This is a genomic window from Metallosphaera javensis (ex Hofmann et al. 2022) (assembly GCF_022064045.1).
Classification (GTDB): domain Archaea; phylum Thermoproteota; class Thermoprotei_A; order Sulfolobales; family Sulfolobaceae; genus Metallosphaera; species Metallosphaera javensis.
This window is the reverse complement of the sequence record NZ_JAKNCW010000002.1, coordinates 18,040-34,476: the sequence shown is the minus strand read 5'-3', so window position 1 is coordinate 34,476 and position 16,437 is coordinate 18,040. Positions and strand designations below refer to the sequence as shown.

Here is a 16,437-nt window from a genome sequence, read left to right as displayed (position 1 = left end):
ATGTCGCAACAGGATCCACTGGAAATTTTGCTCAAAGAAGAGAATTTACAAAAAGTTACCAAATTGATGGACGTTCTACCCACGTTCGAGAAGGTAGCTGAGAAACTAAGTGAAATGGACAAGAAGGGAGAACTTGACTTCATGCTGGATATGCTGGGGCAGGTCGTGAGTATAGCTGACGCCATTCAGAAAGCTGATCTGATGAACACGTTAGTTTCGTTCGGGATGGATCAGATAGGGAAGGTTCAAGCGTTGTGGCCCCTGCTGGAGAAGATGACAAGTGATAGGGTAATCAGCATCATCCAGCAACTTGATATTGACTCCACCTTAAGCGCACTCGAGAAGCTTACCCCAGTGCTTAACAAGCTGACCAGCGATAAGGCAATAAAGGTACTGCAGAGCATAGACTACGACTCTCTTCTGGAATACATGGGCTCCCTAACACCGCTACTCAGTAAGCTGACAAGCGAGAAAACTTTGAAGATAATACAGAGCCTTGATATGGATGCCCTCCTTACCGCTGCCGAGACCATGACCCCAACCCTGACCAAACTTGCCAACATGATGAGCGAGATGCAAAAATCGGGACAGCTGGACAACCTAATGAACCTCATGCAACAGGGTCTCGCACTACTTGACACTGTACAAAAGACTGACCTGGTGAACACCCTGATAGCCTTCGGGATGGATCAGATAGGGAAGGTTCAAGCGTTGTGGCCCCTGCTGGAGAAGATGACAAGTGAGGAAACGATCAACATGATACAGAAGATGGATATTGACGGCTTGCTAAGGGCCATGAACTCCTTGATGCCCATGATGCAGAAGCTCACCAGCGATAGGGCAATTAAACTGATTCAGCAGTTGGATGTGGAGAGCATGCTGGGAGCCTTTGAGGCCTCCATGCCGGTTCTGAAGAAGTTAACTGATGAGAAGACGGTCAAGGCGCTGGCTCAGATGGATATGGATTCCATGATCAACCTGATGATGAAGTTCGCTGAACTGCAGAGGACAGGCGTCATGGACAGAATGTACAAGCTGATGGATGTGATGGCAGATCCACAACTTGTGGATACAATGGTTTCAGTAATGGAGAAGTTCGCCAAGGCAATGAAGATATGGGCAAACGAACTGCCAAACGTGAAGCCTGTGGGTATAGGAGGATTGGCGGGATTAACCAGGGACCCAGACTCCAAGTATGCCCTGGGTATAATGACTTCTCTACTTAAGGCTACCGGGAAGGCGTTCAAGGAATAGATCAACCAGCTTTTTCACGTAAGCCTTTTTCTCCTCATCCTGGGTTGGTATTTCATCCCTAGTTTTAGTTTCCATGAGACCCATCACGAAGGAGAACATGGAGGGTGCTGACCCTGGACCGTAGCCTCCTCCTCCATAGGAAATGATCCTTGCGTTGAGCCTTTTGGCCAGCCTGCTCACCTTGAGACCCAGTAGGTTGAAAGAGTTTGTGGTCAGGTTCAGGGATTTCAGTCCATCGTCCTTATGACCGTCCACTCCAGCAACCACGAGCAAGACCGAGGGCCTGAACTCCTCAACCACCTCTAGGATTCTCAGTGCCTCTTGAAACGAATCGTCAGCGGAGCCCAGGGGTAACCCCACATTAAAGTTATATCCATAACCTTCGCCCTCTCCTATCCTTCCGGGATCCCCGGTACCTGGAAAGAACTTTCCGTCATAGGCAAAAATGTTTACCTTCAGTACCGGTTTATCGTAAAACATTTCCTCCACACCGTTGGCATGGTGGGCATCCACATCCACGAGGGCAACTCTCTCCCCGTTCTTGATCAGCCTTGAGATGGCTAGGTTAACGTCGTTTATTGGGCAGAAACCCATGGACCTTGACCTTGTGGCGTGATGAAATCCACCAAGCGGGATGTATATTGTCTCAAAGAACCTTGACAAGGAGATTGCAGTGAGAGTTGAACCTGCTACCAGAAGTATATCCTCAAACATTCCGGGGTAGTGAACGGTATCTCCGGAATCCAAGAAGCCGATGTGAGGAAGGGAGCTTACTTCCTTTATTTTCCTCAGAAGGCTCTCGTCGTGAACCTCTAGGAGATCTTCATAATGGGCTGGCCTTGGTGATATGAAGTAAACGTTGTTCAGGGCAGAGACCAGCTCCCTGAACTTGGATATCCTGCTCTTGGAAACATCCCTTATCATGGGGTGGGAAAAAGAAATCTCTCTGAATCTCTCATCCCATATGATCCCCAATGATCGCCCATACGTCAACTTCATCACCCTCCTTGAGGTCCATCTTACCAAATATCCTGACTACGGGTCGACCCCTGAATGAGAGAATGCTCTCCAGAAGAGGCGGACCGTCCACTGGCCTGTTTGCCATGACCTTGAATGCCGAGTCGTATTCCCAGTTCTTGACAAGTCCCTTCCTGCTCTCAAAGATGCTGAGATTACGTCTTGTTCTGGCTACGCTATACTTCTTTCCTCCTACCATGATTACACCTCTCTGCCTTGTCCCAATTAACCCACCGTAACCAGCAAAGGGAAGACTGGCGTTAAGCAGACCACCACAACACCCAAGACCCCTGAAATCTCCTGCTATGGAATAGGTAGATAGTCTCACATCAATGAAATTCTCTGAAGTCTTAACTACCTGACCTATACCCCTTTCATCCGATGTTTCGATTTCTGGGAAGGTGAACCTAAGTCCCTCAATATGAGCATGTCTAAAGTCTCCACCGGTATATGGAGAGGATATCATTTTTCCCAGGGCCTCACCTGGTTTAATCTCCTCCCCAGGCTCTAGATAGGGAGCTACATGAAGCACCTTCAGAAGCTTGGACCCGCTTTTCACCACCACTAGGTAATCGTGGTCTGTCTCAGCATACCTGTTGGGTCTTCCAACCTTGAACCTCTCAACGGATAGCACAATGCCTCTAAAAAAGGAGATAAAATCCTCCCTGTCGTAGGAGCCCACATCTACCGCACTTACCTTTACGTGCGAGGGGAAACCACTTGTGAAAAAACTGACTAAGCTACCCTCTGGAAACCTCATTTAGTTCAGGAACCTCTTAGCCAGAGGTAGTCTCGATGACTTAATTGCATTGAGGGTCTGTTTCTCGTTGGGATACCAGGGAATATTCCTCAATCTATCCCCAGGTCTCTCATTGGAATAAGGCCTGTTGCATCCTGGACACCCGCTAGTCAAGAAGGCTCCAGAGAGTTCCTGAAGGGTTATATCGGGGCTCAGATTAATGTCCACTAACTGTCCCTTTTCGTCGAACACGAAGTCCTCAGCCTTCACCAAGTCGTTCTCAATCAACCACCTCGATATCTGCATTCTCCTGTAAACGTGAAGGGGTACGGGCTTTCTATTCTCCATGGGGGTCGACTCTTCCGGGTAGAAGGCGAAGAGACTTATTTTGGCTCCCCTGGAATGAGCGTAAAGCATAAGGGATACTGCTTCCTGCTCTGTTTCGCCAAGTCCAATGATTAGATGTATCCCGGCGTTCTTCTTGCCGAATACCTCCACCGCGTTGTCTATGGCATGAATGTATCTATCCCAGCTATGCATACTCCTCACAGGTTTCCCCCTCACGGCGTCAAAGACCCTCTTGCTAGCAGCATCTATGGCAACATCTATCATGTTTCCGCCTGCCTCCTTCATCTTGCGCATGTCGTCCTTGCTAGTGTATGTTGCTGTAACCAGCTCGGAGATCTGTAGCTCTATTCCCTTCTCTCTAATTCTCCTGGTTATCTCCACGGAATCGGGGGACGCCCTGGGATGAGCCAGTTGACCAACACAGATTCTCTGTAACCCGTAGTTTGGATCCCCCTGTCTCTCCTTTATTCTGTCAAGTACTGTATTTAGAGGCCTTAATGGCCATTCTACCCTTATCAAAGTCTTGCACTCAGGACCTTGACTTACTTCCCTTGCCTGACCGCAGTAGATGCAGTTTGCCTTACACCCATCAGGGTAGTACTGCAGGAGGTTGATGGTGGTGTTCAGTGCTCCCTTCAGAAACCTTCCAGGTGAAAAACCTAGCACCATATCTGCACCGAAGCTGAGTCTCACCCACTCAGGACTACTTATGGGTTTTACTTCATTCAATCTTAGGGTCATATGGACACCCGTAATAGAAAGTCATGTATCACGTTGCCACAACATGCGTGGCTAAGGATTACCTCCCTTCTCCCCATGGCATACTCTATGGTCTCCTGGGAGGGAAATGCCATACCGTCTATACCCTGATCCACGGCCATTTTCTCCACTTCAAGGTAGGCCTTCCCCCTGGGCCTAGCACAGCCCAACATGACAGGAGACGTGAAAAGCTCCCTGGCCCTCATGAGGACTTTTCCCAGCTCCTCTGGGGAGGGTTCCTTCACTCCCTTGTAGGGAGTTCCCACCAGTGGCATTAGTCCCACAACAATCACGGCGTCTGGATTGACCTCCCTTAAAAGTTCCAGCGCATGAAGATCTCCCTCCACTCCCCTCTTGCTGAGCCCAACTATGACATGAGGGGCAATCTTGATTCCTGCCTCCTTAAGGAACTTAAACGAGTTAAGGTAATCATCAACTGTGAATGGCTGTCCCAAAACCTCGGTTATGGTCTCCTGATCCCCAACCATATCCAATAATGCGATCTTCACCCCGCTGTCCTTGAATCTCTTGGCTATCTCCCTGGATTTGACCACTCCTGTATGAGCTATAACAGTGACCTGTGGATACTTCTTGAGGACTTCACCATATTTCCAGACTGGGACGTCTCCCCTGGGAGAAGATCCTCCAGACAGGATCACTCCCTTCTGACCTGCCCTACTAACATTTTCCATGATCCTCTCAAACTTCTCCTTTGTGGATCCGTCCTCCATTCCCTCAAGAACTCTGGTCTCGCAATGCTTGCAACTGAAGGCACAGGATGTGCCGGTTACGGAGATTGGTTTCCACCCATCATCTGAGCTTAGGTAGTCCGTCTCATACCTCTTAAGTGAGGGCGCGTAAAAGAAGATGGGTTTCATTTCACCAGACCCTCCAGAAACTGAATGAATTGATCCCTGTCCACTCCCAGGAACTTGACGCCCTGAAACCAGTCAGAGACCTCTCTTCTTAGATCCTCTACCCTGGACCACTTGAGTCTAGCCTCGAGGTCATAAATGCTTCTTCTAGGTTCCACGAAGAAGTCTCCAGTGATTAGAACTGACTGTATAAGGCCCTTCCCGGCCAGCTTAACCTGGACCCTAAAGAGTCCGCCTGGAAGCTTGATCTCTCCCTGCCTAACATCCTCTCCTTCAAGAGTTTTCCTAAGGCCGAAGACCCACTCCTGAGATCTATACTTCAACTCAAGCTCCCTGATGTTCTCCTCCTCCCTAGGCAAGTACTTCTCGTCATGGAGTTCCACGCCAAGCGATTCCTGGAAGGCTGATCTGGCTTCCCTTATCACCTCTTCCATGGGAACCCGGGAATCCAGTTCCCTGTTTAACCAAGTTATTCTTTCCCTGAAGTCCCTTGATACCTTATCCTTCATTTTCTCTGTGCTCAACTTCAGAGTGTCAACCATGGCCTGTACATCAAAGTCCACCAGAATCGTTCCGGTCACCGAGATATACTTCCCCACGGAAAATGCCCCCAAACCTGAAATCTTCCTCCCATTTATTTCAACGTCGTTTTTGGGCCTGAAATTGGCCTTGATCCCAAACCTGGAAAGGGTTGATATAACTGCATCTGCTGAACGCTTAATAGCTGATTCCACAGAGCCTCCTAAAAGCGACGATTCTGAATATATCTCCCAGCCCAGCTGATCTGGGCCCATGATTATTGTGCCTCCACCCGTGGGTCTTCTCCCCACGTCCCATCCCCTCTCTCTCACCCTCTCCAAGTTAACCTCCTGCTCAGCAGATTGATGATAGCCCAAAAGAACTGCGGTAGGATCAAAGATAACAAACCTGAGAACAGGTTCAGATCCCTCAGCAACGGAATCCAACAAGGCCTCCTCCCCAGCGAGGATCCTGTGCTGAGGTCCCTTCTCTAAAATAAACCTAAAGTTGGGCATTTCGTTAACTTAATGTACCATATTATATATAAAGATTTTCCCCAAAAAACTTATTATAAGTATCTTTTTACGTTTTGTTTATTTTAAGCATCAGGTGGCAATTCTCCTGGGTTTAGGTGTCAATAACGTATTTTTTAGGACGCGAGTAGCCAGAGTCATGATAAACATTGCTGACGTGCTGGCAACTGTAGGTCTGATAGGCGTAGCGCACGGTCTGGAACCCGATCACATCTCCTCGGCTAGGTTAGTGAGGAAAAACAGAAAATTGGTGGAAATGGCCATATTTCACTCGGCGGGTTTCGCCCTGATAGCGATCCCGCTCTCTCTTGTCCTAATTTACTTTAGTTACGTGAAGCCTGAAATTGAACTGGCCTCTGACCTATTGGGGATAGTGTTTGGAGGCCTCCTTCTAATTTCCGGGATATTTAGACTGGAGTTCGAAGTCGAACCCAAGAGCACGGGACTAATTCAGGGCATGTTCAACGTTACTCCCTCTAAGATAGTTACAATAATCTTAGCCATGAATACGGGATCCATACTCCTTGGGGCTGGGGTAATAACCTGGTTCGCCATAGTAACCAGTCTCTCAATCATACTTGTCGGAATGGCTACCCTACGCCTTCCTAGGAACCTTGACCGAGTGCTGGATGTCGCTACAGGAACGATCACAATTCTGTTCTTCATTCTACTATTAAATGAAAGATTTGTAAATATCATGTAAAACTCAATAGTATAGCTAGAAAACCAAGTATTAGCTTTTAAAATGTTCCGTACCTAATATAAATCCATGGAGGAAAGTCAGATAAGGTATGTTTTAACCAACTTCAAGAGGATAGCCACAATCGGGTTCTCCAAGGATCCCGAGAAGCCATCACACAGGGTTCCCAAATTTCTTATGGAGCACGGATATGTCGTTTACCCGGTAAATCCCACCGTAACTGAAATTCTTGGGAGGAAATCATACCCTTCATTAAAAGACGTTCAAGATGATATAGATGTGGTTCAGGTGTTTAGACCCTCAAAGGATGTACCCGCCATTATTGACCAAGTGCTGGAAAGGAAAAGGGAAAGGAACGACGTGAAGGCTGTTTGGCTTCAGGAAGGAATAAGGGATGATAAGTCTGCCGAAAAGGCTAGGTCTGAGGGGTTAATAGTAATCCAAGATAGATGCATGTATAAGGAGTATGTGAAACTCTTCGGACAATAGAGCCCACGGTTTTGGGATGATGTCTGAAAAAATAGAAAAAGTTTTTAACGGGCATACTTTATAAATATTTATGATGGAAACTTTCGACGCACTTAAAGATACATTGAAGGAGAAGAAGGAGAGTATAAGGTGTTGTTATAAGATCAGCGATACCGATGTTGATTGCCTGTTCAAGTTGCTTGAGCTTGGAGAGCCAAAGACCTCGGTGGAACTTGGTAAGATAATGGGGCTAAGTAAAACCACGGTGGAAAATAGCATGAAGAAGTTAATAGAACTTGGACTGGTCGAAAGAATCAAGGTCGACGGGAAAAAGATAGGAAGGCCGAAGTTCCTTTATGCGGTCTCTGACAGCTTTCAGGAGAGAGTCAAGATTGACTTGAAGAGATGCGCCGAAAAGATTCTATCAGCAACCTCCTAACTCTTGAACCTTACCTTCATTACCAGAGGAGGACATCTTCTCAAGAACTAAGGTGTAAGTGCCTCCCTGAGAGGTATGTTCTATAACCTTGCAGTCCATCAATTTCACCGCTTCCATTATCATGTCATCGCATTTGGGGTCCTTGAACGTTACCTTTAGCCTTCCCTCTTTCATTTTCATTAATTTTGCAGCTACCTTCATGAATGGTTCGGGACATTCCAGATCCAAGAGATTTAGCTCCTCCATGGCATTTAATGAACCCAAAAAGCTAAAAAGTCTTCTTAATCATGAAAGAAATCATGAAAGTTGTATGTCCAGTTTGTAATAGACTCTTTGAAGCGGAATGCACACCCTATCAGCAAAAATACGAGGAAACGGTTTACTATTTTGACACAGAAATCTGCCAGCTCACCTTCATGAGAGAGCCTGATAGGTTCCGCTATAAATGCCCTAGGGCTTCGGAAAGCTCTTGAGTTCAGCGGGAGTTAGACCACTAAATAGCTTGGCACAATATTCGAAGTCCTTCGATATCTTATCCGTGAGAGCTTCCGCGTCCACGGCCTTGTATATGTATCTTGGTCTTCCTCCCTTTGATCCTTGATCCTTTACCCTTTCCACGAATCCAATGGAGATTAACTTGTTCACGGACCTGTTTATGGACGCCTTACTAAGCTTCAGCACGGAGGCCAGGTCGTCCTCAGTCTTAGGTCCCATGTTTATCAATGCCTTAAGTATCTGAAAATCCGTGTCAGAGATGTCGTAGCAGAAGCTCAGCGCTTCCACCAATCCTACTTCCCTTCCGGAAGGGAGTCTAGCTTTTAATTTTTGGACTTCCATTCTAACTCACATAATATGTGGTAAAAACGTATATATAAATCTTTGCTTATTTTAGCAAAAATGTATCTCGTGATTATTGCAAGAATAAAATATTCATTAGGCCCAAAGTCCCCTCTTCATATCCTCGAGCTTGGTGAAAAGAGATATCTGAAAGTATCTCATTACCTCTATTGTAAAGTTTATAGCATCCTGGTCAGGCATTTGGGAAATTTTGTTTCTGAGTTCGTTAATGAATCTGGTCATATCATTGTAAGTTTGTTTAGACAGCTCGTATTTGGATAGGTCCAGAACCTGAACAAGTTCGTCCTTGGTCTTGGCCTGCTTTATTGCGTTATACATCTGCATAACCACACCCTTCCCCGTTTTTCCAAAGAGGGCCTCCTCCGGATTTCGCAGCCATCTGGCGTAGGTGGCTGCCAGTTTTTTGGCCTCGTTTTCCTTGCTTTCCATTAACTTATTTTCGTTTTTTGTTATTTAAAAAAGCATGAAGTCCTTGTTCCTAGTATCAGGTGGTTTGGACTCCACTGCGGGTATGTACAGATACAGGGAAATGGATTACGATTGTATGATAATGAATTACGGTCAGAGAGCGTTCAAGGAACAGGTTAAGTACGCGAGGGTCAATTGCGAAAGGCTGGGAAAGAGACTGATTGAGGTTGACGTGAGGAAGATGGGAGAATACTTCAGAGAAGGGAAGTCCCTGATCCCGCACGAACCCATTAAACATAGAAATGCTGTGATGATTCCCTTCGCACTCACGTATGCCTTGGAAATGGGTTACTCCTCAGTTTACGTTTTCACGGTTAGTGAAGAATGTCAATACGAATCCAACAAGCCTGAGATTATGAGTGCCCTGCGAAAGTTAGCTGAAGCTCTCCGCATAAACCTCGTTTTCCCGTTTATGGGACTATCCAAAGCCCACGTACTCAAGATTGGAGTTGAGTACGGCATGAATCCGCTAGATACTTACTCGTGCCTTTTAGGTCACAGGGCCCATTGTGGAAGATGTTCCCAGTGTGAGGCAAGGAAACTGGCGTTCAAGATAGCAGACATGGAGGATAGGACCAACTATCTATGGCAGTAATTTAAGCCTCTCCAGGGACTTCAAGGCCTCGTCTAGGTTCTTGACCTGAATGAAAGGGCTATACTTGGAACAATCGCTCTTCCTCACCACGCAGACTACCCTAATCCTTGAATCGTAGAATCTCGCTGAAAGAAGATCCAATGGTGATGAGCCTATGATCACCAGATTTAGAGGATCTAGCCCATTCTCCATGACAAGTCTCTCCGTTGGTTCCTTAGATGGCTTGGTTTTGCCCGTGTTACACACAAACCTCTCCTCCATCCCCACTTTCCTCAATATTTCCCGGGTATCTTCGCAGGAGTAAGGGGAGAGAAGGTAGACGCGTCCCCTATTTTTCACCCGTGCATAGAAGCTTGGCCAATCAGGGTTCACCCTACTAGTTATGGGAACCGGTGAGTTACTGCCCTTATAACTGGAGTAGAGCGACTCGGTTGTATCCGCGTCTAAAACTACGCCGTCCAGCCATATCCCAAAATCCATGGGTTTTTTAATAAATTAAGATTTATAAGTATTGATTACCTCAAATTCCACATGCAAATAAATGGCTTTTCATTTCCCGAAGACCTTCTCTATGACCCTGAGAAACACGTATGGGCAAAGCTGGAAGGAAACGTCCTGACCCTAGGAGTAACCGATCTGGGACAGTATATGACTGGGAAAATATTTCAAGTATCTGCTAAAAATGTGGGAGAGAAGATCAACCCCAGGACGCCTGTATTCACTGTGGAAAGCGCAAAGTGGATAGGAAAGTTCAGGTTCCCAATTCAGGGAGAGGTGATAGAGGTTAATAAAAGAGTCCTGGATAACGCCAGCCTGCTGAACGATGATCCCTATGGAAGCTGGATCGTGAAAATAAGGGTAGAGGAGATGGACAGAAATTCCTTCAAACCCTTGAGCGAAGTGAAGGAGATATTTGAAAAGGAGGCCAGCAGAATTGCTAAGTGAGAAAGAGGTAGTTCTCCAAGCCGTTGAGATGGTGGGCAAATGGGATGTTATGCTAGCAGGAATAAACGGTGACGAAATACTCATCGTATCCAAGAGGGAATGCCCCAACTCCCTATCAATAGATGGCAGAAATCTAAATGTGAAAAGGTACGATCCAGATAGTTATATAAACATTCTCCAAGAGGATGAGAACGTTTTCAGAAGGTATAGGATGTATTACTTTGTCAAGGTCTATATGAGGAAAATACTAGACCTTCTTGCCTACTTGGAGGTCTCCAGACTTTCTATGGACTTTAAGACACTGGAGTAATCCCTGGACAAGGAAATATAGAGGAAAATGGATAGAAAGGTGTAATAGAGCGCCACCAGTTCAATCCCGTACATTAACCCCAAGTCCATCAGCTCGGCATCGTAGGGCAGGAAAATCACCAGGGCTAGGCCTATTAGACTGATTATAATCATGATCCTTATCTGAAGAGACATTGTAAGTATCCTGGATATGGTCCTGCGTGCCTTCTCGAATCTGGAGATTCCATCCCCGATCTCGCTGAGCTGACTCTTTATATCACCAATTTTATTCCTCATAAAGTCCAAAAGATCCTTATCATTCATACCGGCCAGCGAACCAATGAGGCTCTGTTGAACTAGGTCGTTATCTGAAACGAAGTTAACGATCTGCTTAAAGGTGTAAAGCAGAAATACGTCTTCCACCTTGTGCGATACTGGCTCCAGTTTACTTACAAACCTCTGAAGACCGTAGTAGGAGATCACTAACTCCATGAGGATTATTAGCGAAAACAGAAGGGCCTCCTGTACAAATGTTGATGCCATCTAAGATAATTCATTTAATGTCGAATTTAAGAGTTCGTCCAATCTTAGCTCTAGTCTTCTAATTTCTCTAAAGTTATTAAGGATCTGCCTACCCTTCTCGGTTAACACGAAAGAGCCATCTTTCTGTTGAATTAGACCTTTACTCTTCAGTATTAATAGATATTTTTCTGTAAGCCCTTCGCTTAAATTAGCATTCTTCATGATGGAGGACTTGCTAGTACTCCCACTACTAACCACTTCAAGTATATCCGCCATTATTTCCACTGATGTCCTCCGAGATCGCATGAGTATAATACTACAGTTGTTCTTTTTAAGCGTTTTCATATCAACTGACGGTTTGTCAGATGAGCAAACATGAATAACCCATGTAAACTTGTTTACATAGTAAAAATCAAGTAGTTTCGTAACAAAATGGATTTCTTAAACTAACTCAAAGGATCCTCTCCAGTTCATTTTGATGTCCCTGATTGAGGTTGATTCTGTTTCGTGGTTATAAACATCAGATTCTTTATTACCTCAGCATCCCTTTCTCCACGATATTTACCAATTAATTCAACCAACTTCTCCATCTCATCGTTGGGTGTCTCCTTCTCCACCGTCTGGATTAGTTTTCCGAACAATTCCTTACTCAATAGCTCCATCATCTCGGTGTACTCCGGAATAGTGAGCTCTGGAACTTCGGAAAGTAGCTGAATATAACCTGTGGACACTATTCTTAATCCCTTTTCAACTAAGTTGGATATTTCCTCTGGCTTAGGTTTTTCTTGAGAGTTTCCAAGGGATTTAAGGGACTCAAGAAACTTGGTCAATCTATATCTCTGAAGCTCCAGCGAGATCATTGCATTCCTAACGCTCTTACTCGCTATGTATCTTATTTCGCCAGAGTCCCTCACGATCACGATATACTGGGAAAAGTATAAATCTTCAATAAGTTTCACAATGGTGTCCTTGCTAAGAAATGGAGACAGAGTGGCAAAAAGCTGATCAATGGAGATTCCTCCATAACCTTCCTTGGCTACGGCCACCAGAACCGTCCTGTGTTTCTTGTCAAGAAAGTCCATATGGAAATTCTAAAAATCTCGAATAAAGAAATTAGCTATATTCTGATCTTGTTGCTCACACCTTAAGAGCTCATGTAAACACACCTGAATAGCTTTATGGTCTTATTCAATTGAGTAAAATAAATGCAGAATGAGGTAACGGCGCCAGGAAAGGTCCTATGGATAGGGAGCTACTCAGTGGTATTCGGTGGGATATCACATGTGATAGCCATAAACAGGAGAGTCAGGTGCAGGTGTGAGGAATCTCAAAGGCTGGAGTTCATCACATCATACGGGAATTTCCTCGAGGGTCAAAACGAGCTCATTGACAGCGTGCTTGAAGAAGTTAGACGAGTTTACGAAATTCCTCCCTTAAGGGTTTACCTCATAAACGACCCAGAGTTCCAGATAGATGGGAAGAAGACCGGTCTTGGAAGCTCCTCTGCAGGAACTGTGGCGCTAACGGGTTGCCTCATATATACCCTAGAAGGAAAACTGGACGTGGATCTGGTGTATAGGCTTTCGCAGAGGGCTAACTATAGGCGACAGAAAGGTATTGGGAGTGGGTTCGACATAGCCGCGGCTACCTTCGGTAGTGTTGTGTACAGAAGATATAACGATATCAACAAAGTGGATTCCACCATAAAGAAACTACAGATTCCCGACAACTTACAGATCCTCTTGGGTTTTACAGGAAGAAGTGCTAACACGGTAAACTTGGTCAGGAGATTCGAGGAAGCTAAGGAAAACCAGCGGTTCAAGGAAGTAATGCACGAGATTGAAATAGATAACGAGATGGCAATCAAACTACTGGAGCTCGGGAAAGTTGACGCCGCGATACCTCACATAAAGTTGGCGCGACGAAACCTGAACTTGCTCTCGAAACAGGTTGTGGGCGTGGAACTAGAGACCGAGGAGGATAGGAAACTGATGGCACTAGCCGAGAAAAATGGTGCCCTTATATCCCTAATGCCTGGAGCAGGTGGAGGAGATCTCATAATGGCTTTAGGAGAGAACCTTGAGAAAGTAAGGGAGGCCTGGCAGAAAATGAGTATTAGAACCATAGATGTTAAACAGGATGAAGGTGTGAGAGTTGAAACTGGAAGCTGAGGCAATTGCACCCTCCAATATTGCCATCGTGAAGTACTGGGGAAAGAGAGACAAGGAGCTCAATCTGCCGTTGAATTCTTCACTTTCCGTATCACTTGACTCCCTGTGGGTCAGATCGAAGGTTACATTCGATGAATCCTTGGATAGGGATGAGGTTCTCATAAATGGTAAAAGACTGGATGAGAGAGAGGTGAACGAGTATGCAGGGAGGGTCTTGAGAAGGTTTAGGGAACTATACGGGAAAAGTATATTCGCTAGGATAGAGTCCACAACCAATTTCCCCAGCTCGGCTGGATTGGCATCCTCTGCAGCAGGAATCGCTGCGCTGACCTTTGCATCAAACTCTGCTCTAGGACTGGGCTTGAGCAACAGGGAGCTATCCAAGATTGCCAGGATCGGATCAGGAAGCGCGTGCAGGAGTATGTTCGGCGGATTCGTGAAATGGAATAAGGGTGACCTGGATAGTGGTGAGGATTCCTTCTGCGAGGAGATTTTCCCACCTAATCATTGGCCGGAACTTGTGGATATCATAGCAATTTTCGGAGAGGAGAAAAAGAAGGTGTCCTCTAGATCTGGAATGGAGAACACTACTGCCACCTCCTCGCTGATGAAATGCAGACTAGAGTTCGTTAAGGAAACGTTTGAGGAAGTAGTCAACGCAATAAGGACAAGAAATGCGAGCAAGTTCTTCGAGCTCACCATGAGACATAGCAATAGTATGCACGCTGTAATTCTGGACTCGTGGCCCCCAATGAATTATCTGAACGAGAAATCATTCAGGGTAATGGAGTGGATAGCCGAGTTCGGTAAAGCTGGGTACACATTTGATGCTGGTCCAAATCCACACATATTTGTGCTGGAGAAGGACATGGATGAAGTGATGAAATTCCTGAAGGAACTTGGAAGCGTAAAGATTCTAGTGAACAGGGTTGGAAAGGGCCCTTATCTAGTCTAACCTGAATGCGAGCTATCTCTCGCCTCGCATTGAACGCATGATCAGTCCCTACATTCAGTCAAGATCTTCTCATACTTTCTTCCAAGATCCTCCCTGCTCACATGATAGCCCACAACTACCTTTCTGATTTCGCTTAATGAACCGATAACTGGTGATATCCTCTTTAGTCTCTCAACCCCGTGCGGAGTGAGGATATAAACCGCTTCATCCTTTTCTTCCCTGTACGGAACATCGTTGAATTCATGGTAAACGAGAAGGCCATCAGAGGACCTAACATCCTCATATATTTCCTTCTTCATCGACTCCAGCTTGTCTATACAACTGGGACCCGGTTCAATCTTGATTCTCTTGAAACCCTGCCTATACATGATTGCATTACGTAATTCATGCCTGACCAGCTGTAACTTTGAAACCACAAAATTATCATCAAAGACCAGGAAGTCCTTCACCTCTGTTGGCACAACTAGGTATCCATCCCTTAACAACTGAGCTATGGCCTGTGAGAGAATTGCGTTATACATCCCGACAACGCTGTGAAAATACACGTTCTGGAACATGTACATTCTGGCCAGAAGGAATTGCTCCACTATGGGTAAGATCTTGCTCAGGACTACAAGCATGTCATTCTCGAAAAAGAGGAATCTCTTCAACCTTTCGATGTCAAACTGGCCATATTCCACCCCAGCGTAATAGGAATCTCTGAGGAGATAGTCGCTCCTGTCTGCGTCAATGAAATTGGAGATTATCAAATGAGCTAGCTTCTCCTCCTTGTTCGAGGGGGTCTCTAGCAATACCCTGGTGATGAATTTAACCGGGTCCTCGAACGTCTTAAAGCTCTTCTCGAGCTCGGATCCCAAACCACTCTCCACTAGCTGAGTACCCAGAATGACGTGGGTCTTCTTGTCCCTTTCAAATACATCCACGCCATAAATCCGTTTTGCGACCTGAAGAGCGTTCTCAAACGTGTGAGAGAAGGGAAGATGCCCTACATCGTGGAGCATTGCTGTGGTAGCTATAAGTTCCATAAGCTCCTGGTCCAGGAATTCTAGCGATGAGTTTTCCTTGATATACTTGAGAAACTCCAGGGAGAGATGCATCACCCCAAGGCTGTGTTCGAAACGGGAGTGATTCATCCCCGGGTATACCATGTAAGCGAGGGCAGTCTGCTTCACGTATCTAAGGCGCTGAAAAAGCGGATTTGAGATTACAGGAAGTAACCTGTCAGGGACCTCTATGTAGCCATGAACTGGATCTCTTATTAATTTCATTATTTCATTTCCGAAAATACGGTTAAAATCAATTTTGCACCGTCGATAACGCTTCTCTCAAGGTCCTCCTTGGAGATCCAGTTTCCACCAGAAGCCAAGTTATCGCTAACCACCAGCACCGCAGCAGATCTCGTCCCCCTTAACCTGCTCAAGAAGAAGAGGGTGGCGCATTCCATCTCCACGCCAATATTACCCCTATCCGACCATCTCTTTACGAAATGCTCGTCCTCAGCATAAAAAGCGTCACTACTGAAAATATTTCCAGCGTAAAATCTGCGTCCCGCTGAGGCAAAAGATGTGATAAGCCTAGAGACTATCTCATGGTCAGGTGTTGCCGAAACAGAGGTTAGATCCCCCACATACTGGAAGAAAAGTCCTCCTGGATTATAGGATGCACCCGTGGGAATAATATATTCTCCCAGGCCTATTTCAGGCCTCAGGGCACCAACTGTGCCAAGTCGAATGAAAGTGTTGCCTCCCAGCATGTGCAATTCCTCAAAAACTATGGCCATAGAAGGTCCACCTATACCATGAGTGGCTATACTAACCCTAGTACCGCGATATGTACCAGTGTAGACTAGAAAGCCCCTGTTCTTGTTAACGAGCTTAGGAGATTCAAGCAGGGAGGAGAGAAGTTCCGCTCTTCCCGGATCTCCCACAACTAAAACTTTCTCTGCAATATCTCCCTTCTTTGCAAGGATGTGAACGGGGTTCAT

The 16,437-nt window shown here is 45.8% G+C and carries 23 protein-coding genes; 9 read left to right on the top strand and 14 right to left on the bottom strand.

All coding sequences use genetic code 11. The features are described from left to right. Positions 1-1,254, top strand: coding sequence for a DUF1641 domain-containing protein (locus L3N51_RS01945; RefSeq protein ID WP_238025031.1), 1,254 nt, complete (start codon positions 1-3; stop codon positions 1,252-1,254). On the opposite strand, the gene L3N51_RS01940 is transcribed toward L3N51_RS01945, so the two are convergent. The 5 genes from L3N51_RS01940 to L3N51_RS01920 are packed head-to-tail and all read right to left on the bottom strand — an operon-like array spanning position 1,219 to position 6,026. Continuing rightward, positions 1,219-2,253, bottom strand: a complete 1,035-nt coding sequence (locus L3N51_RS01940; RefSeq protein ID WP_238025030.1) for a histone deacetylase family protein — start codon at positions 2,251-2,253, stop codon at positions 1,219-1,221. The two genes, L3N51_RS01945 and L3N51_RS01940, sit on opposite strands and share 36 nt — an antisense overlap. After that, positions 2,210-3,031, bottom strand: coding sequence for a hypothetical protein (locus L3N51_RS01935; protein ID WP_238025029.1), 822 nt, complete (start codon positions 3,029-3,031; stop codon positions 2,210-2,212). The genes L3N51_RS01940 and L3N51_RS01935 overlap by 44 nt, the downstream gene beginning before the upstream one ends. Then, entirely contained in the window at positions 3,032-4,099 is a 1,068-nt protein-coding gene (locus tag L3N51_RS01930; RefSeq protein ID WP_238025028.1) for a radical SAM protein, read from the bottom strand. Continuing rightward, positions 4,096-4,995, bottom strand: coding sequence for a radical SAM protein (locus L3N51_RS01925; protein WP_238025027.1), 900 nt, complete (start codon positions 4,993-4,995; stop codon positions 4,096-4,098). The genes L3N51_RS01930 and L3N51_RS01925 overlap by 4 nt, the downstream gene beginning before the upstream one ends. Continuing rightward, positions 4,992-6,026 carry a lipoate--protein ligase family protein gene (locus tag L3N51_RS01920; protein ID WP_238025026.1) on the bottom strand — a complete coding sequence of 345 codons (1,035 nt, stop codon included), beginning with the start codon at positions 6,024-6,026 and terminating at the stop codon, positions 4,992-4,994. Before L3N51_RS01920 ends, L3N51_RS01925 begins: the two co-directional genes overlap by 4 nt. Before the next feature lie 157 nt (positions 6,027-6,183). On the opposite strand from L3N51_RS01920, the gene L3N51_RS01915 reads away from it, so the two are divergent. From L3N51_RS01915 to L3N51_RS01905, 3 genes are all read left to right on the top strand, one after another. Then, positions 6,184-6,747, top strand: coding sequence for a hypothetical protein (locus L3N51_RS01915; protein WP_238025025.1), 564 nt, complete (start codon positions 6,184-6,186; stop codon positions 6,745-6,747). Positions 6,748-6,813: 66 nt separating this feature from the next. Continuing rightward, positions 6,814-7,233: a CoA-binding protein gene (locus tag L3N51_RS01910; RefSeq protein ID WP_238025024.1), complete on the top strand. Its 420-nt coding sequence runs from the start codon at positions 6,814-6,816 to the stop codon at positions 7,231-7,233. A gap of 70 nt (positions 7,234-7,303) precedes the next feature. Further along, positions 7,304-7,651 carry a helix-turn-helix domain-containing protein gene (locus L3N51_RS01905; protein ID WP_238025023.1) on the top strand — a complete coding sequence of 116 codons (348 nt, stop codon included), beginning with the start codon at positions 7,304-7,306 and terminating at the stop codon, positions 7,649-7,651. Here the strand turns inward: L3N51_RS01905 and L3N51_RS01900 are convergent. The 3 genes from L3N51_RS01900 to L3N51_RS01890 all read right to left on the bottom strand — a co-directional run bounded on the left by L3N51_RS01900 (position 7,637) and on the right by L3N51_RS01890 (position 8,938). Then, positions 7,637-7,897: a sulfurtransferase TusA family protein gene (locus L3N51_RS01900; protein ID WP_238025022.1), complete on the bottom strand. Its 261-nt coding sequence runs from the start codon at positions 7,895-7,897 to the stop codon at positions 7,637-7,639. The two genes, L3N51_RS01905 and L3N51_RS01900, sit on opposite strands and share 15 nt — an antisense overlap. A gap of 204 nt (positions 7,898-8,101) precedes the next feature. Continuing rightward, positions 8,102-8,488: an HTH-type transcriptional regulator Lrs14 gene (gene lrs14, locus L3N51_RS01895; RefSeq protein ID WP_238025021.1), complete on the bottom strand. Its 387-nt coding sequence runs from the start codon at positions 8,486-8,488 to the stop codon at positions 8,102-8,104. A gap of 96 nt (positions 8,489-8,584) precedes the next feature. After that, a complete protein-coding gene (locus L3N51_RS01890; RefSeq protein WP_238025020.1) occupies positions 8,585-8,938 on the bottom strand; it encodes a hypothetical protein in 354 nt (117 codons plus the stop codon). A 34-nt stretch (positions 8,939-8,972) separates the two neighbouring features. Between L3N51_RS01890 and L3N51_RS01885 the strand changes: the two genes are divergently transcribed. Further along, positions 8,973-9,572: a 7-cyano-7-deazaguanine synthase gene (locus L3N51_RS01885; RefSeq protein ID WP_238025019.1), complete on the top strand. Its 600-nt coding sequence runs from the start codon at positions 8,973-8,975 to the stop codon at positions 9,570-9,572. Here the strand turns inward: L3N51_RS01885 and L3N51_RS01880 are convergent. Next, positions 9,561-10,052, bottom strand: coding sequence for an HAD family hydrolase (locus L3N51_RS01880; protein ID WP_238025018.1), 492 nt, complete (start codon positions 10,050-10,052; stop codon positions 9,561-9,563). The genes L3N51_RS01885 and L3N51_RS01880 overlap by 12 nt on opposite strands. 51 nt (positions 10,053-10,103) lie before the next feature. Between L3N51_RS01880 and L3N51_RS01875 the strand changes: the two genes are divergently transcribed. Both L3N51_RS01875 and L3N51_RS01870 read left to right on the top strand, forming a co-directional pair. Beyond that, entirely contained in the window at positions 10,104-10,517 is a 414-nt protein-coding gene (locus tag L3N51_RS01875; protein WP_238025017.1) for a glycine cleavage system protein H, read from the top strand. After that, on the top strand, positions 10,507-10,827 hold the full coding sequence (locus L3N51_RS01870; protein ID WP_238025016.1) for a hypothetical protein: 321 nt from the start codon (positions 10,507-10,509) through the stop codon (positions 10,825-10,827). Before L3N51_RS01875 ends, L3N51_RS01870 begins: the two co-directional genes overlap by 11 nt. On the opposite strand, the gene L3N51_RS01865 is transcribed toward L3N51_RS01870, so the two are convergent. The 3 genes from L3N51_RS01865 to L3N51_RS01855 form a co-directional block, all read right to left on the bottom strand. After that, positions 10,779-11,348, bottom strand: coding sequence for a hypothetical protein (locus L3N51_RS01865; RefSeq protein WP_238025015.1), 570 nt, complete (start codon positions 11,346-11,348; stop codon positions 10,779-10,781). The two genes, L3N51_RS01870 and L3N51_RS01865, sit on opposite strands and share 49 nt — an antisense overlap. Then, positions 11,349-11,612, bottom strand: coding sequence for a winged helix-turn-helix domain-containing protein (locus tag L3N51_RS01860; protein ID WP_320056933.1), 264 nt, complete (start codon positions 11,610-11,612; stop codon positions 11,349-11,351). It lies immediately after the preceding gene. 185 nt (positions 11,613-11,797) lie between these two features. Next, a complete protein-coding gene (locus L3N51_RS01855) occupies positions 11,798-12,409 on the bottom strand; it encodes a hypothetical protein (RefSeq protein ID WP_238025014.1) in 612 nt (203 codons plus the stop codon). Positions 12,410-12,532: 123 nt separating this feature from the next. On the opposite strand from L3N51_RS01855, the gene L3N51_RS01850 reads away from it, so the two are divergent. After that, the gene (locus tag L3N51_RS01850) at positions 12,533-13,498 is read left to right on the top strand and encodes a phosphomevalonate kinase (protein WP_238025013.1); all 966 of its coding nucleotides are present in this window, start codon (positions 12,533-12,535) and stop codon (positions 13,496-13,498) included. Beyond that, on the top strand, positions 13,482-14,453 hold the full coding sequence (gene mvaD, locus L3N51_RS01845) for a diphosphomevalonate decarboxylase (protein WP_238025012.1): 972 nt from the start codon (positions 13,482-13,484) through the stop codon (positions 14,451-14,453). The genes L3N51_RS01850 and mvaD overlap by 17 nt, the downstream gene beginning before the upstream one ends. A gap of 41 nt (positions 14,454-14,494) precedes the next feature. Here mvaD and L3N51_RS01840 read toward each other — a convergent pair whose 3' ends face one another. Then, the gene (locus tag L3N51_RS01840; protein ID WP_238025011.1) at positions 14,495-15,721 is read right to left on the bottom strand and encodes an HD domain-containing protein; all 1,227 of its coding nucleotides are present in this window, start codon (positions 15,719-15,721) and stop codon (positions 14,495-14,497) included. Then, the gene (locus L3N51_RS01835; RefSeq protein ID WP_238025010.1) at positions 15,721-16,437 is read right to left on the bottom strand and encodes a purine-nucleoside phosphorylase; all 717 of its coding nucleotides are present in this window, start codon (positions 16,435-16,437) and stop codon (positions 15,721-15,723) included. The genes L3N51_RS01840 and L3N51_RS01835 overlap by 1 nt, the downstream gene beginning before the upstream one ends.